Genomic DNA, 13,530 nt, shown 5'->3' with positions numbered 1-13,530 from the left:
GCGCGGGTTCTCCTCATAGCATGGATGAGTCGAAAAGGTGAGGGGTTGCGTGCGTTTGGCCAAGCGCGGTCCGTTCACGTCCGGTTACGGCGCTTTATTCAGCCGTTCGCGCATGGCCGTGGACGAGGCGAAATTGAGCGGGCCGGTCAGATAGACCCAGGCCGGGGCGGTCTGATCGGGCAGGGTGGCGGCGGCGCTGGCGGGCTTGCGGGCATGGGCGAAACGCCGCGCGGCGGGCGATGTGCGCGACTTCAGCCCCGCCCACGGCCGCGAGATCACCGCCACCGGCACCTCGCGCATGATCTGGGTCCAGCCCCGCCAGCGATGGAAGGTGGCCAGGCTGTCGGCGCCCATCACCCAGACGAATTTCACGCCCGGATAGCGGGCCCGCAGCACCCGCAGGGTGTCGATCGTGTATTGCGAGCCCAGCCGCGTCTCGGCGTCGGAGACGATCATCGAGCTGCCCCGCGCCCACTGCCGGGCGGCGGCCATGCGCTGGGCCAGGGGCCGCGTCTCGGCCGAGGATTTCAGCGGGTTCTGCGGCGAGACCAGCCAGATCACCTTGTCGAGGTTCAGGCGATGCAGGGCCGTCTCCGCGACGTGGGCGTGACCCTCGTGCGCGGGATTGAAGCTGCCGCCGAACAGCCCGACGCGCATGCCCGGCTCCAGATGGAATCCGAGACGCTGCGCGCTAGGCCGGCCGGCCTCAGGGACGAGTCTGGCCGGTCCCGCGAACCACATATTTGAATGTCGTCAATTGCTCGGCCCCGACCGGACCGCGGGCATGGAGTTTGTCTGTGGCGATACCGATCTCGGCTCCAAAGCCGAATTCTCCGCCGTCGGCGAACTGGGTGGAGGCGTTGATCAGCACGATGGCGCTGTCGACCTCGGCCGCGAAGGCCTCGGCGGCGGCGGGATCCTCGGTGACGATGGCGTCGGTGTGGCCAGAGCCATAGCGGGCGATGTGCTCAGCCGCGCCGGCCACCCCGTCGACAATGGCCACCGACAGGATCGGGGCCAGATATTCGGTGGTCCAGTCGGCGTCCCTGGCCTTCTTCATGGTCGGCTCGATGGCCAGGGCGGCGGCGTCGCCGCGCAGCTCGCAGCCGGCCTTGATCAGGGCGTCGGCCAGCAGCGGCAGCAGGCGCTCGGCGATGGCCCGGTCGACCAGAAGGGTCTCGGCCGAACCGCAGACCGACACCCGCCGCATCTTGGCGTTGACGGCGATGTCGATGGCCTTGTGCGGATCTGCCCCGGCATGGACGAAGACGTGGTTGAGGCCTTCCAGATGGCCCAGCACCGGGGCGCGGGCCTCGGCCTGCACCCGGGCCACCAGGCTCTTGCCGCCGCGCGGGATGATCAGGTCGATGGTCCGGTTCAGGCCGCTGAGGATATGGCCGACGGCGGCGCGGTCGGACGTGCCCACGGCCTGGACGGCGCTGGCGGGCAGGCCGGCGCTCTTCAGGCCCCGCACGATGGCGGCGTGGATGGCGAGACTCGAGGCCAGGCATTCGGAGCCGCCGCGCAGGATCACGGCGTTGCCGGAGCGAACGCACAGCGCCGCCGCATCGGCGGTGACGTTGGGCCGGCTCTCATAGATCATGGCGATCACGCCGATCGGCGTGCGCACCCGGGAAATGTCCAGGCCGTTGGGCCGGGTCCAGCGCGAGGTCGCCACGCCCAGCGGGTCGGCGATGGCGGCCACGGTCTCGACGCCCTGGGCCATGGCCTCCAGGCGGGCGTCGTCCAGCAGCAGGCGGTCCAGCATCGGGCCCGATAGGCCATTGGCCTTGGCCTGCTCGATGTCGCGGGCGTTGGCGGCCAGGATGCGGGCGGCGTCCTCGCGGATCGCTCTGGCCATGGCCTGGAGGGCGGCGGTGCGCTGCTCGGCTGAGGCGAGACGCAGGGCGCGCGCGCCCGCACGGGCGGCCTCGCCCATCGCCATCATCTTCGCCTGCAAGCTGACGCCCGCGTCGTCCATAAGTCCGATCCGATCCGGATATGCTCAGGTTGAGCCTTACCTAGGCGCTTTCGCCCCGAGGGGGAACCGCGATTGTCTCAAGGCGGACGCAGGTTCCTTGCGAGTCCGGGCGGCCGAGCCAGCCGTGACACGGGTTCGCATCCTCGCCGGATTTCACCGGCAAGTGTGGGGAGGCGGCGGAGCGTCCGGGCCAGGCCCGGATGAGGGTGTAGAGGAGTACCGTTTCGGCCGTGGCCGGAGCGCTCCGCGCGGTTGTTATCCGATGAGCCCTCGGGGCGCGGGGTTTTAACCCGCTCCCGATGAGAGGCCCCAGGCGGGCGGAAGGGAAGCGACCCCTCCGGACCGCGCGGGCGATTTCAGCCCGCGCCTGGAGCGCCTTGCCGGGCGTCACCAAAGGGTGTTCCCGGTGGTCCGGATCCGGCTTCATCACGTTCGGCCCCCGCAAGGACCGCTCCGCTCCGCCAGACCCCACCGGGCCTTTAGACGACGACTGACGGGCGCGACCCGCACAACCGCCCCCGCCACCCGTCAGGTCGCCAGCTGGACGGCCTCCCCAGTGACGGGACGAGCTTGATTATGCGGGAGGTTTTCAGGGGGCTGCGTCGATTTTGGATCGTGACGCTGGGTGCGGCGGTCAGGGCGTTGAATTTGCTAGGGTCGGGGTGGGGCTATCCCCGTCCCCTCACGGGGATAGAGGCCGCCGCGCGGAACCCCTCTCTCATAGAGAGAGGGGGGGGGCCGCCGCGAAGCGGTGGGAGGGTGAGAGGTTACACCCTGTCCGAACGAAGCACCGCCAGGATGTCGTCCGAAACGCCGCCCGGATCCGTCAGCACCCGCGCGTTGGGAAACCGCAGCACAACATAGCCAAACAGCTCCAGCGTCCGGGTCCGGCGCTCATCGTAGTCCTCGCGCCCCTCATGCGTCGCGCCGTCCAGCTCCACGATCACCTTGGCCGCCTCGCAGACGAAGTCCGCGAAGTATCGATCAATCGCGACCTGCCGCAGAAACCTGAACCCACCCAGACGACGATTGCGAACGAGGGTCCAGAGTGTCCTCTCGGCCAGGGTCTGGTTCTGGCGCAGGCGACGGGCGTTGGCGGTCTTGTCCATGACGGGAGCATGGTCTGAGGCGCTCGGGGCGCTCAACGACAGGACTCGAGATTTCTCCGGCCGGCGGTGAAACCTCTCACCCTCCCACCGCCTGCGGCGGCGGGCCCCTCCCTCTCTCTATGAGAGAGGCGTTCCGTGCGCGCCGGATGGCTCGGCGAAGCCGCCGCCCCTCTGGGCAGAGCCATCCTTAGATCTCACGGCGAGACGATCGCAGGGCTGATCAGGTCACTCAAGGACGGCTTCGCCGCCGCGTAGCGGCCGCTCGGAGAGCGGTGTCGGCGGACTGACCTGATCAGCCCTGCACGCTGCAGCCTCCAGGAGATTTAAGGATCGCACCGACCTTGGGGTCGGGTTTCGGGTTCTTAGGTGATGGTCGGCCGTCCGGGTAAACCGTCATCCTAGGGTTCTCACCCTTCAGGACCGAATTCGATCGGTAGCGCTAGAATGCCTTTTCGCCCCATGGCGGATATTGCAAATGCGCTAGGGCGAACGAATTCGCGCTACTACCAGCTGCGCTCTAGGTATGGCGTCTCAGACAGTCTCATCTCTAGGTCTGGTCCCAAAACTGCGCGCGCTTGGGCCAGGTTAGCCTCCTGATCAGAAGAAGGACCGACAATTACTCTTTTTATCGGTAGGCGTTCACTTAAAGATTCAAACAAGACAATGCGGCGACGCCTCCCATTATCGCCAATCACTTCCTTTGCCGGTGGAATTTTCCATCGACCTTTTTTGGCTATAGCTGCACGCCAACCTTCAGTCGCGGGTCGGACAGCGATGCGAACTTCGCGCTCCTCGTGGAAAGCGTGATGCTTGCAGAAGATCGCAGACTTGATGAAGTCGCTGAAAATGTCCTCAGGTTCGTCTGTTCTGTTGTTCAGTAAAAATCGCATCATGTGATCGCAAACGGTGCGAAGTCTCGGGAAAATCGACGAGATTGATATTCCGGGATAAAGGTATGTTACGGGATCAATCGCCATGCTCATGTAGGCATGATGCGCATGCTCTTTAGATAGAAGATCGAATAGCCTTTCGGTATCGAAGACAATGCAGTATCCGCCACTGCCCCCATATCCTCTCCACTGGCTGAGTAGCCCGTTCTCGCGCTCGTAGGATTCTGACTCCTGGGAATGAGTACAAAACGAAGAAATAAAGGCCGGTGAGCGTAGTTCTTCAACGCCGGCGATGCCGTCCTCGGTTGAGAACGTGCTGGCGTACAAAAGCGAGATCATGCGTCGCGCGCTGTCTTCAGCGGCTTTGCGCAGTCCGCCGACCGCCGCTACCGCACGATCTGCTTTGAGACTTCGCAATCGCTTCGCCCGAATAAGCTCAGCGAAGCTGATAGAGAGTTCTAGCTCCAGGGGCTGTCTTATCAGGGTAAGCTCAGTTGCGTCGTTGAGATCTTTGTAGTGGGTGGCCCAAAGGGAATTAGACGCGACGATGCCCTGAAGGCCCTGAAGCGTGGTGTAGTGATGAAGCTCAGGGTGCTCCGTTAGAACATCATAGTTGTCCCAGTTTGGAGGCGGTGCAGCGAGAATTTCAGATTTCTGTACGGACTCAGTCATGAGTCGAAACTAACATGTTCGCCGTCACTAGGGCTCAGTTTCGATGTTAAGCGACCAGCATGACGGCAGTGGACAGTCAGTCTCTTGCTAATCTTAGACCTAGAACAAGCCCGCCCCCTACCCCACATCCCACTGAAACGCCGCATCCAGCCAGTTCCCCATCCGCCCATCCGGCCGCGCCAGGGCGAAGACCGCCGCCATTTCGGCGTCGGTCAGGTCGAAATCCAGCACGTCGAAGTTCTCGGCGATGCGGGCCGGGGTCTTGGTGCGGGGGATGGCGATGACGCCCTGCTGGATCAGCCAGCGCAGCGCAGCCTGGCCCGGCGTCTTGCCGTGGGCCTGCCCGATGGCGATCAGCACCGGATCTTCGGCGACCTTGCCCTGGGCCAGGGGCGACCAGGCGGTGATCGAGGTTCCGGCTGCGTGGGCCGCCGCGATCAGGGTCTTTTGCGACAGATAGGGATGGTACTCGACCTGGTTGGTGGCGATCGGCGCCTTGGACAGCGCCTGGGCCTGGGCCATCAGCGCCGAGGGGAAGTTGGACAGGCCGATGGCGCGGGTCAGGCCGCGATCGCGCACGTCGTTGAGCGCCGCCATCGTCTGGGCCAGCGGCACGTCGGGCTTGGGCCAGTGCAGCAGCAACAGGTCGACATGGTCGACGCCCAGCTTTTCCAGGCTCTTTTCCGCCGAGCGCTGCAGGTCGCCGTCGGCGAAGTGATCGACCCAGACCTTGGTGGTCAGGAAGATCTCGTCGCGCCGGATCCCGCTGGCGGCGATGGCCGCGCCGACGTCGCGCTCGTTGCGATAGATCTGGGCGGTGTCGATGTGGCGGTAGCCGATCTCCAGGGCCTGCTCGACCAGCGGCCGGGCCGAGCCGTTCTCCAGCTGCCAGGTGCCGAAACCCAGGGCGGGCATCAGGACATCGCCCGAACGGACGGCGGGGACGAGCTTGGACATCGGAAACTCCGGACGACGCGTTAGGCGGATATAGGCGTCCCGCGGCCATTGGCCAGCTTGGCCCGGGCCTGATGGATCAGGCTGAAGGCCAGGGCCACCAGCAGGAAGCCGCCCGCCATCACCAGCATGGTCACGATCACCGACAGGTAGCCATGCTTGCCGACGTCAAAGAACGGATAGGGATAGAAGCCCGACAGCGCCCCATGGGCCAGGGTCCAGAGGCCATAGAGCGCCGGAAAGACCAGGGCCTTGGCGGCCGTGGCCCGGCCGGTCTCGCCCTGACCGCCGCGCATCAACCAGTCGACCAGGAACAGGGTGGGCGTGATGGTGTGCAGGATGGTGTCCGACACCAGGCGCAGGCCCCGGGGGTCCCACAAGCCCGCCAGCAGGGTGTGATAGATCGCCGCCGTGATGGACAGATAGACGGCCACGCTGATCCGGGTCGAGGAGCGCTCGGCCCAGGCGCCCACGACCGAGGTCGGGGCGACCAGCGGCGCGGTCAGGACCACGGCGGCCAGGATGTTGCTGAGGATGGTGAAGTAGCTGAAGAACTCGACCGACTTGACCGAGCCCGAGGCCAGGGTCTCGTCGTACACCATCAGGACATATTGCAGCGCCGGACCCAGGCAGGCCAGGGCGGCGATCAGGATGCGCCAGGTTATCATGCGGTCTCCGTTTTTGCGGCGTCCCAGGCTTTCAGCACCGTCTTGGGGGCGGTCGCGCGCCACTGCCGCTCGATCAGGCGTTCCACCGTTCCCGGATGAACCTGTGCCAGACGAACAAGAACATACGGATAATTCCGGAAGTGATCGGTGAGATGGAAGGTGTCCGGCTGCGCCTGCATCAGCATCTCGCGCTCGTCGAACCCCACGCCGGGGCAGACCAGCGAGGCGCCGTCCTCGTACAGCCGGGTCAGGAACTTGCCGTGGGCCTTCAGGCAGGGGCGGCCATAGGCCGTGCCGTCCTCGACCCCGGGCAGGGTGAAGGCGAAGGCGCGCACCGCGTCGAAGCTCATGGCCATGGGCGTTTTTCTCCCGGCTCGACTATAGAAACAGGATGACCGTTTCGAACACCCTGAAGACGCCGGTGCTGGTGCTGGGCGCGACCAGCCTGATCGGCGGCTATCTGCTGGATCGCCTGCGAGCGTCCGGGGTCGACCCGGTGGCGGTCAGCCGTCGGCCGCCGAGCGGCGAGGCCTGCTGGCTGGACGCCGACCTGTCCGATCCGCATCTGGAAGACGGCCTGCCGCCGGTGGCGACGGTGTTTTCGCTGTCGCCGATCTGGCTGCTGCCCGCCGCCCTGCCGGCCCTGAAGGCCCGGGGCATGACCCGGCTGGTGGCCTTTTCCTCGACCAGCCGCTTCACCAAACAGGCCTCGGACGTGCCCGAGGAACGCGCCGTCGCCGCCAGCCTGGCCGACGCCGAGGCGGCGGTGGAGCGGTTCTGCGCCGCCCAGGGCGTGGCCTGGACCGTGCTGCGGCCGACCCTGATCTATGACGAGGGCCGCGACGGCAATGTCAGCCGTCTGGCCAGCCTGATCCGCCGGTTTGGCGTCCTGCCGCTGTCGGGCCGGGGCGAGGGGCTGCGCCAGCCGGTGCATGCCCAGGACTTGGCCCTCGGCGCCGTGGCGGCAGCGACCGCGCCAGCCGCCCAGAACCGGGCCTATGACCTGGTGGGCGGCGAGACCCTGACCTATCGCCAGATGGCGACGCGGGTGTTCGAGGGCTTGGGGCGCAGGCCGACGGTGCTCTCCCTGCCGCCGGCCCTGTTTGGCCTGATGCTGAAGGCGGCCTCGCCGGTCCTGCCCGGGGCCACGGCGGCCATGGGCGCGCGGATGGGCGTGGACCTGACCTTCGACAGCGGCGATGCGACGCGGGATTTCGGCTGGGCGCCGCGGGATTTCCGGCCGCGATTCTGATCCTTCTCCCCTTGCGGGAGAAGGGGAGTTCAGACGTCGCTCAGCACCATGGCGAACGGCACCTGCAGGCCGTCGCGCTCGACATAGCCGCTGACCACCTTGTGGTCGGGATTGAGCACGCCCAGGTCGACGTCTTCGGACGGGAACATCACCACCCGGCGGTCGCCGATGCAGATCATCAGCTCGAAGCCGTCATAGGCCCGCTGCGACATGGCTTTCAGCTTGGAATAATAGGGCTCGCGCTTCCACGCGGTCGGCTTGCCGGTGTCGACCACCACGTTCAGGCGCTTGCCGTCCTTGTCGGGATACATCAGGAACCCGGCCTTGTCGGGCCGCCAGTTGTCGTCGAGGCGCACCGAGTCCAGCCACAGACAGGTAAAGCCCCGGCAGGCCTGGGGCCGGGCCTCGTAATTGCCGCAGCCGCCGCCCTTCTTGAAATGGCCGCACCAGACGCCGGCGGCCTTTTCCAGTTCGCTGATGTGCAGGACCTTGCAGCACATTCCGCAGTCGCCGCAGCTTCGCTCGCTCATCTGATCTGGCCCCGATACTCCGGGGCCGGACATTAGTGACGGCGTGTGACGGTTTTTTAGAGGCTCCCCCTTTGGGGGAGCTGTCGGCAAAGCCGACTGAGGGGGCTCGCTGGATACTGGCCGCGCTGCCCCCTCCGGCCCTCCGGGCCACCTCCCCCAGAGGGGGAGGATCTGAAACCTAGGTCTCGCTCCAGACCCCCAGCTCGTTGCCGGCAGGATCGGTGAAGTGGAAGCGGCGGCCGCCCGGGAAGCTGAAGATCGGCGCGGTGATCACGCCGCCAGCGGCCGTGACCTTGGCCGCCATGGCTTCCAGATCGTGCGCATACAGGATCACCAGCGGCTTGTCGGTCGAGCCTTCCTGCGGGGTGCAGAAGCCGCCGTCGGCGCCCTGGCCTGCGAAGGCGGCGTAGTCGGGGCCATAGTCGGCGAAGGCCCAGCCGAAGGCGGTCTGATAGAAGCCCTTGGTGGCCGGCAGATTGGTCGCGGGCCATTCGATATAGTCGATCTTGCCGTCTTCGCGCATGGTCGCGATCTCCAGAAATGTTCTTCTAATGTTCTAAAATGCCGTCACGGCAGAGTCCAGACGCAGGTGCGCTTGATGGCGAAATCTTCCAGCTCGCGGGTGGTCTCGACCTGGTATTCGGCCAGCTTGATCAGGTCGTCCTTGCGGAAATAGGTGCGGCCCGGATCGCCGATCAGCACGGTGGAGCCAGAGGCGCGGCCCTGGCGCATCCAGGCCATCACCGCCTCGGCCATGGGTTTTTCGTAGCAGATGTCGCCGGCCAGCAGCACGTCGCAGGCAGGCGGCGGGCCGTCCAGCAGGTTGGCGTCGGTGAAGGCGATCTCGACCCCGTTGACCTGGGCGTTCAGGCTGACGGCCGCCTGGCAGAAACTGTCGATGTCATTGGCCAGCACGCTCCTGGCGCCCGCCTTCATCGCCGCGATGGCCACGATGCCCGAGCCGGTGGCGAAATCGACCACGGTCTTGCCGGCCACGCTCGTGGGGTTGTCGAGGATGTAGCGCGCCAGGGCCTGTCCGCCCGCCCAGGCGAAGGCCCAGAACGGCGGGGCCAGGCCCAGTTCCTCCAGGGCCTCCTCGGTCAGTTTCCAGATCGGGGTGATCTCGTCGGCCAGATGCAGGGAAAGCTCAGGCGCATGCGGCGGCGCCTGGACGCGGGTGTTCTCAAGAATGAAGGCGCGGCGGCCTTCCAGCGTCTGGTCGATCATGGGGCGCTTAGAGCATTGCTGAAGCCATGAAGCCAACGCGCCCTATCTATCTTCCGTCATTCCCGCCCTTGTGGCGGGAACCCCTCTGTCCGCCGCAGGTGCGGAAGAGCGGACCGCTGGCGGTCCGAATGGGCTTCACGTGTCAGCTGGACCAGGGGTTCTCGCCACAAGGGCGGGAATGACGGACTGAGTTTAAGCCGGGACCTTGCTCGACGCTTCCTTCAGCACGCTCAGATACCCCGGCGCCGTCAGCATTCCCCCCGTCAGGCCCTTCTGCTCCAGCAGCCGATGGGCCAGCGGCAGGTTCCAGCACGGAGTGTGCATGAACATGTGGTGCTCGGCGTGGAAATTGACGTGGTAGGGCGCGATCAGCAGGCGCTCGATCCAATTGGCCTTGGTGGTGCGGGCGTGGCGGAACGGGTCGGGCTCGTCCCGGGCGACCAGGGCGTGCTCGGCGATGTTGCGCAGGCGGGTGACTAGCGGGAACCAGGTCGCCATCGGCACGATCCATAGCGCCAGCCACGCCCACCACAGGCCCACCATCGACAGGGCGATGAGCAGGCCGAGATTCCACAGCAGAAACGGCTTCTGGCGGGCGATCTCGCCGCTGAAGATCGCGCCCTTGGGCTGGCCAATGGCTTTCGAGCCCTTGAGCTTGCCCAGCAGGGGGCCGAAGCGCTGCTTGAAGAAGGTCTGGCCGGTCAGGTCGCGGATGATCTTGCGGTTCAGGGACTGCCGCGTGGTGGGGAACGGGGCCGACAGGATCAGGTCGGGGTCTTCGGCCTGCTGGGCGTATTTGTGGTGGGTCAGGTGGTAGGGGCGATAGCTCTTCAGTGAGGCGCCGGTCGGGGCCGCGCACAGCCATTCGCCCAGCCCGTCATTGACCTTGAGATTGGGATGCAGGCCGCCATGGGCCGCCTCGTGCATCAGGATCGCCAGGCCCAGCTGCCGCGCGCCGATGATCATCACGGCGAGCAGGTAGGTCAGGGGATTGGGAAACAGCACGAACAGGGCGCCGGCCAGCAGGATGGTTCCCCAGGCGTGGACCACCATCCAGATCCCGCGCCAGGACGAGCGCGCCGAGACCTTCGCCCATTCCTCGGGTGTAAACAGGTCCAGCGGCTTGACGCGTGAGGCAACGGTCATGGAACCATCATCCCACAGTCTGCTTGGGTCATGAAGGATGACGTAGCGTCATCGCCCTTTTCGGAGACTTCCCCATGCGTCCCGTGTCCCTCGGCCTGGTTCTCGCGCTCACCTGCATCGCCGGCTCGGCCAGCGCCGCCAGCTTCGACTGCAGGAAGGCCCGCACCGCCGACGAGAAGGCGATCTGCGCCGAACGCGCGCTGAACGACAAGGATGTGCGGATGGACGTTCTGTACGGCATCAACAGGCGCACCCTGGCCATGGGAGGGCGTGGGGCGCTGATGGACCAGCAGCAGCAGTGGCTGCGGGACCGCCACAGGTGCGGAAGCAACAGGGCCTGCCTGAACCGCGCCTATGACGGACGGCTGGCCGAGCTGGAGAAGGGCCTGGAGCGGATCTACAGCAGCGGGCCGTTCTGATTTCCCAGCTCCCAAAATAGCTTGTCATCCCGGCCGCAGCGCAGCGGAGAGCCGGGACCCAGGGGCCGGCGCAATGCGGTTGCCCCTGGGTCCCGGCTCGGCGCGCTTCGCGCTTGGCCGGGATGACAATTTTAGTGGTCTAAAACCGCGTCTCCGGCCTCCAAAGCCCCGCCACCAGCGCCAGAAACAGCACCAGCCCCGCCAGCGTGTTGGACTTGAACAGCTTCAACGCCCCGGCCGGATCATCCAGCCGCAGCGCCGCCGCCTGCCGCGACAGGTGCACCGCGAACAGCGCCGCCAGCGGCAGGAACAGCGCGCCCAGATTGCCCATCCAGGCCGCCGCCACGGCCAGCACGAACGCGGCGGCATAAAAGGCGGCGACCCCGTACTGCGCCTTGTCGCCCAGCTTGCGGGCCGAGGACTTCACCCCGGCCAGGGCGTCATCCTCAAGGTCCTGCACGGCGTAGATGGTGTCATAGCCCAGGGTCCAGAAGATGCCGCTGGCGTAGAGCAGGGCGGCGGTCCAGCTCAGCTGTCCCGTGGCGGCGGCATAGCCCAGCAGGACGCCCCAGTTGAAGGTCAGGCCCAGCCAGGCCTGCGGCCACCAGGTGATGCGCTTCATGAACGGATAGGCGGCCACCAGCCCCAGCGACAGCACGCCCAGCCCGATGGCCAGCCAGCCCAGGCAGACCAGGATCAGGAAACTGACCCCGCAACAGCCGATCACAAAGGCCCAGGCCTGTTTGACACTGATCTGCCCCGCCGGGATCGGCCGCATCGCCGTGCGGCTGACCTGGGCGTCGAAGTCGCGGTCGATGATGTCGTTGAAGGCGCAGCCGGCCGCCCGCATCAGGGCCGCGCCGACGATGAAGGCGATCAGCAGCAACGGATTGGGCCACTGACCCTTCTCGGCCCCGGCCAGGGCGATGCCCTGCCAGCCGGGCAGCATCAGCAGCCAGATCCCGGCCGGCCGGTCAAAGCGCCCCAGCTTCAGCCACGGGCGCAGGGCCGGCGGCGCGTGGCGGTCGACCCAGTTGGTCGGGGCGGCGTCGGGCAGGATGGTCGTCATGGGCGAAAGGCTTAGCGAGCTTCTTTCCAGCCGGGAAGACGCAGGTCGGCGCAAGTGCGGCCGTTATCATAGGCTCGGTCTATGGGGACGGAAAGAATGATCAATTGGATCAATGACGACTGCGCGCGCACAGTGAGCCAGCTCACTTTGAGAGGACAAACCATGCCCGACATCCGCCCCGCTGATCCGACCGCCCTGGCCTTCAGAACGACGGGCTGGGTGCTGCTGGCGCTCGGCGCGGCGCTGGGCATCGTCATGCCGGCGCCGCTGACCACCAGCCTGTGGACCGCCGCCAGCCGCGCCTTCGCCCGCGGCGGCGATACGGCCATGGTCCTGCGCCTGATGTCGGCCACCAAGTTTGGCCCCCGCATCCGACGCAAGCTCAACCGGCCGGCGCCGCGCGGGATCGGTGGGGTGTGCGAGGCCTGAGCTCCCCCTTCCACCGTCATTCCCGCCCTTGTGGCGGGAACCCCTGGTTCAGTTTGCAAGTGAGGCGCCGTGGCGGGCCAGCCCGCCAATCCTCCGCACCTGCGGCGGATAAAGGGGTTCCCGCCACAAGGGCGGGAATGACGGCGCTATATTTGGGCGATAGTGTTTCGGCGATGACGGCTCCGCTCCCGACCGATCGCAAAGCTCGCCGTCGCCGCCTGACCCGCGCCGAGCGCTGGGCGCTGGACGGTCTGGGCGGGGCCCTGGTCGCCACCGGGGCGGTGGGCATCGTGGTGCCGGGCATGCCGACCACGGTGTTCTGGATCGGGGCGGTGGTCTGCTTCCTCAAGACCCGGCCTCTGGTGGTGCGGCCCCTGCTGCGCACGCCGGTGGTCGGTCCGGCGATCAGGGGCTTCCTGCGCTGGCGGCCGTTTGGCGGCGGGCGACGAAAGGCCGATCGCTAGGCCAGGGCGGCCGCGTCGCGCCTGCCGCCTGAGGCATTTGGTCGCACGTTTGGGTTGACTATTCGTGGCGAACGCGGACCTCAGGGCGAGTATGACGCGGTAGTCACCTTCCGAGGTCGTTCGGAAATTAAGGGAGTTCATGTCGCGCGACGTTGAGGGCTTGGTCCGATCGTCGCGCTTCCTCGTGGTTGACGACAACCCGGCATGGATCCGGCTGGTGCGTGAAGTTCTGTTCGCCTGGGGCGCCATATCGGTTTTCGGCGCCGTGTCGGTGGCCCAGGCCCAGGTCCTGCTCGAACAGAACAATGTCGACATGATCATCTCCGACCTGCTCATGCCGGGCGAGGATGGCTTTGTCCTGGTCCGTTGGGTGCGCCACCACGCGTCTCCGCGCCTCCAGCGCACGCCGTTCGCGATCATGACGGCCGAGACCTCCCGGGTGAACATCACGCGGGCCGCGTGTTGCGGCGCCGACATGGTGGTCGAAAAGCCCCTGAAACCGGCCGTGCTGTGGACGCGAATGACCCCGCTGCTGGCCGCCGCCGCGCGCTCGAACGACCCCAGGGCCCTGCCGCCCTGCCGCAAGGTGCTGAGCGTTCCGTGTCCCCTGATCCCGGTCCGGAGGAAAAGGTCGGAGATCGAGGCGCAGGCCAAGGCCCTGATCAGCGGGTTGCGCTAGACGGCTTGCCTCGACGATCCCGGCGTGACTGGCCTCGGCGC

Annotated in this window: 17 protein-coding genes and 2 pseudogenes; 6 read left to right on the top strand and 13 right to left on the bottom strand. The window is 66.6% G+C overall.

All coding sequences use genetic code 11. The annotated features are described in order from the left end of the window. Positions 1–84: 84 nt before the first annotated feature. The 7 genes from ACW176_RS04025 to ACW176_RS03995 form a co-directional block, all read right to left on the bottom strand. Complete coding sequence (locus ACW176_RS04025; RefSeq protein WP_492110985.1) at positions 85–741, bottom strand: nicotinate-nucleotide adenylyltransferase; 657 nt, start codon at positions 739–741, stop codon at positions 85–87. After that, complete coding sequence (locus tag ACW176_RS04020) at positions 707–1,981, bottom strand: glutamate-5-semialdehyde dehydrogenase (protein ID WP_492110984.1); 1,275 nt, start codon at positions 1,979–1,981, stop codon at positions 707–709. The genes ACW176_RS04025 and ACW176_RS04020 overlap by 35 nt, the downstream gene beginning before the upstream one ends. 767 nt (positions 1,982–2,748) lie before the next feature. Next, a complete protein-coding gene (locus ACW176_RS04015) occupies positions 2,749–3,090 on the bottom strand; it encodes an endonuclease domain-containing protein (protein WP_492110983.1) in 342 nt (113 codons plus the stop codon). A 503-nt stretch (positions 3,091–3,593) separates the two neighbouring features. Continuing rightward, positions 3,594–4,652, bottom strand: coding sequence for a DUF2971 domain-containing protein (locus tag ACW176_RS04010; RefSeq protein WP_492110982.1), 1,059 nt, complete (start codon positions 4,650–4,652; stop codon positions 3,594–3,596). 117 nt (positions 4,653–4,769) lie between these two features. Next, complete coding sequence (locus ACW176_RS04005; RefSeq protein WP_492110981.1) at positions 4,770–5,609, bottom strand: aldo/keto reductase; 840 nt, start codon at positions 5,607–5,609, stop codon at positions 4,770–4,772. Between the two features lie 20 nt (positions 5,610–5,629). Beyond that, positions 5,630–6,274 carry a Pr6Pr family membrane protein gene (locus ACW176_RS04000; RefSeq protein WP_492110980.1) on the bottom strand — a complete coding sequence of 215 codons (645 nt, stop codon included), beginning with the start codon at positions 6,272–6,274 and terminating at the stop codon, positions 5,630–5,632. Next, positions 6,271–6,630, bottom strand: a complete 360-nt coding sequence (locus tag ACW176_RS03995) for an MmcQ/YjbR family DNA-binding protein (protein WP_492110979.1) — start codon at positions 6,628–6,630, stop codon at positions 6,271–6,273. The genes ACW176_RS04000 and ACW176_RS03995 overlap by 4 nt, the downstream gene beginning before the upstream one ends. A 35-nt stretch (positions 6,631–6,665) precedes the next feature. On the opposite strand from ACW176_RS03995, the gene ACW176_RS03990 reads away from it, so the two are divergent. Continuing rightward, positions 6,666–7,526 carry an SDR family oxidoreductase gene (locus ACW176_RS03990; protein ID WP_492110978.1) on the top strand — a complete coding sequence of 287 codons (861 nt, stop codon included), beginning with the start codon at positions 6,666–6,668 and terminating at the stop codon, positions 7,524–7,526. A 29-nt stretch (positions 7,527–7,555) separates the two neighbouring features. Here ACW176_RS03990 and ACW176_RS03985 read toward each other — a convergent pair whose 3' ends face one another. The 3 genes from ACW176_RS03985 to ACW176_RS03975 form a co-directional block, all read right to left on the bottom strand. Next, positions 7,556–8,056, bottom strand: coding sequence for a CxxCxxCC domain-containing protein (locus ACW176_RS03985; RefSeq protein WP_492110977.1), 501 nt, complete (start codon positions 8,054–8,056; stop codon positions 7,556–7,558). A gap of 178 nt (positions 8,057–8,234) precedes the next feature. Further along, positions 8,235–8,579, bottom strand: a complete 345-nt coding sequence (locus ACW176_RS03980; protein ID WP_492110976.1) for a VOC family protein — start codon at positions 8,577–8,579, stop codon at positions 8,235–8,237. Positions 8,580–8,623: 44 nt separating this feature from the next. Then, positions 8,624–9,283, bottom strand: a complete 660-nt coding sequence (locus ACW176_RS03975) for a class I SAM-dependent methyltransferase (RefSeq protein ID WP_492110975.1) — start codon at positions 9,281–9,283, stop codon at positions 8,624–8,626. 26 nt (positions 9,284–9,309) lie between these two features. Between ACW176_RS03975 and ACW176_RS03970 the strand changes: the two are divergent. Continuing rightward, positions 9,310–9,467 (top strand): annotated as a pseudogene (locus ACW176_RS03970) (hypothetical protein); the annotation flags it as partial. Positions 9,468–9,475: 8 nt separating this feature from the next. On the opposite strand, the gene ACW176_RS03965 reads toward ACW176_RS03970, so the two are convergent. Beyond that, a complete protein-coding gene (locus ACW176_RS03965) occupies positions 9,476–10,429 on the bottom strand; it encodes a fatty acid desaturase family protein (protein WP_492110974.1) in 954 nt (317 codons plus the stop codon). Positions 10,430–10,503: 74 nt separating this feature from the next. On the opposite strand from ACW176_RS03965, the gene ACW176_RS03960 reads away from it, so the two are divergent. Beyond that, the gene (locus ACW176_RS03960; RefSeq protein ID WP_492110973.1) at positions 10,504–10,848 is read left to right on the top strand and encodes a lysozyme inhibitor LprI family protein; all 345 of its coding nucleotides are present in this window, start codon (positions 10,504–10,506) and stop codon (positions 10,846–10,848) included. On the opposite strand, the pseudogene ACW176_RS03955 reads toward ACW176_RS03960, so the two are convergent. Together ACW176_RS03955 and ubiA are read right to left on the bottom strand one after the other, a co-directional pair. Then, positions 10,827–10,976, bottom strand: a pseudogene (locus tag ACW176_RS03955) (hypothetical protein); the annotation flags it as partial. The gene ACW176_RS03960 and the pseudogene ACW176_RS03955 overlap by 22 nt on opposite strands. A gap of 11 nt (positions 10,977–10,987) precedes the next feature. Next, positions 10,988–11,917, bottom strand: a complete 930-nt coding sequence (gene ubiA, locus ACW176_RS03950; RefSeq protein ID WP_492110972.1) for a 4-hydroxybenzoate octaprenyltransferase — start codon at positions 11,915–11,917, stop codon at positions 10,988–10,990. Between the two features lie 162 nt (positions 11,918–12,079). Here ubiA and ACW176_RS03945 point away from each other — a divergent pair, with 162 nt between their 5' ends. From ACW176_RS03945 to ACW176_RS03935, 3 genes are all read left to right on the top strand, one after another. Further along, positions 12,080–12,346 carry a hypothetical protein gene (locus tag ACW176_RS03945; protein WP_492110971.1) on the top strand — a complete coding sequence of 89 codons (267 nt, stop codon included), beginning with the start codon at positions 12,080–12,082 and terminating at the stop codon, positions 12,344–12,346. Between the two features lie 173 nt (positions 12,347–12,519). After that, complete coding sequence (locus ACW176_RS03940; RefSeq protein ID WP_419319043.1) at positions 12,520–12,810, top strand: DUF454 family protein; 291 nt, start codon at positions 12,520–12,522, stop codon at positions 12,808–12,810. 139 nt (positions 12,811–12,949) lie between these two features. Continuing rightward, the gene (locus ACW176_RS03935; protein ID WP_492110970.1) at positions 12,950–13,489 is read left to right on the top strand and encodes a response regulator; all 540 of its coding nucleotides are present in this window, start codon (positions 12,950–12,952) and stop codon (positions 13,487–13,489) included. Positions 13,490–13,530: the final 41 nt, after the last annotated feature.

It is taken from the genome of Caulobacter sp. FV1ye13L (assembly GCF_058681155.1).
This window is presented reverse-complemented; position numbering and strand designations above follow the sequence as displayed.

Coding starts and splice junctions, on each gene's coding strand:
- ACW176_RS03965 (WP_492110974.1), bottom strand. CDS start 10,429: ATGACCGTTGCCTCACGCGTCAAGCCGCTGGACCTGTTTACACCCGAG.
- ACW176_RS04020 (WP_492110984.1), bottom strand. CDS start 1,981: ATGGACGACGCGGGCGTCAGCTTGCAGGCGAAGATGATGGCGATGGGC.
- ACW176_RS03990 (WP_492110978.1), top strand. CDS start 6,666: ATGACCGTTTCGAACACCCTGAAGACGCCGGTGCTGGTGCTGGGCGCG.
- ACW176_RS03945 (WP_492110971.1), top strand. CDS start 12,080: ATGCCCGACATCCGCCCCGCTGATCCGACCGCCCTGGCCTTCAGAACG.
- ACW176_RS03995 (WP_492110979.1), bottom strand. CDS start 6,630: ATGGCCATGAGCTTCGACGCGGTGCGCGCCTTCGCCTTCACCCTGCCC.
- ACW176_RS04005 (WP_492110981.1), bottom strand. CDS start 5,609: ATGTCCAAGCTCGTCCCCGCCGTCCGTTCGGGCGATGTCCTGATGCCC.
- ACW176_RS03980 (WP_492110976.1), bottom strand. CDS start 8,579: ATGCGCGAAGACGGCAAGATCGACTATATCGAATGGCCCGCGACCAAT.
- ACW176_RS04000 (WP_492110980.1), bottom strand. CDS start 6,274: ATGATAACCTGGCGCATCCTGATCGCCGCCCTGGCCTGCCTGGGTCCG.
- ACW176_RS03940 (WP_419319043.1), top strand. CDS start 12,520: ATGACGGCTCCGCTCCCGACCGATCGCAAAGCTCGCCGTCGCCGCCTG.
- ACW176_RS04010 (WP_492110982.1), bottom strand. CDS start 4,652: ATGACTGAGTCCGTACAGAAATCTGAAATTCTCGCTGCACCGCCTCCA.
- ACW176_RS03985 (WP_492110977.1), bottom strand. CDS start 8,056: ATGAGCGAGCGAAGCTGCGGCGACTGCGGAATGTGCTGCAAGGTCCTG.
- ACW176_RS03960 (WP_492110973.1), top strand. CDS start 10,504: ATGCGTCCCGTGTCCCTCGGCCTGGTTCTCGCGCTCACCTGCATCGCC.
- ubiA (WP_492110972.1), bottom strand. CDS start 11,917: ATGACGACCATCCTGCCCGACGCCGCCCCGACCAACTGGGTCGACCGC.
- ACW176_RS03975 (WP_492110975.1), bottom strand. CDS start 9,283: ATGATCGACCAGACGCTGGAAGGCCGCCGCGCCTTCATTCTTGAGAAC.
- ACW176_RS04025 (WP_492110985.1), bottom strand. CDS start 741: ATGTGGTTCGCGGGACCGGCCAGACTCGTCCCTGAGGCCGGCCGGCCT.
- ACW176_RS04015 (WP_492110983.1), bottom strand. CDS start 3,090: ATGGACAAGACCGCCAACGCCCGTCGCCTGCGCCAGAACCAGACCCTG.
- ACW176_RS03935 (WP_492110970.1), top strand. CDS start 12,950: ATGTCGCGCGACGTTGAGGGCTTGGTCCGATCGTCGCGCTTCCTCGTG.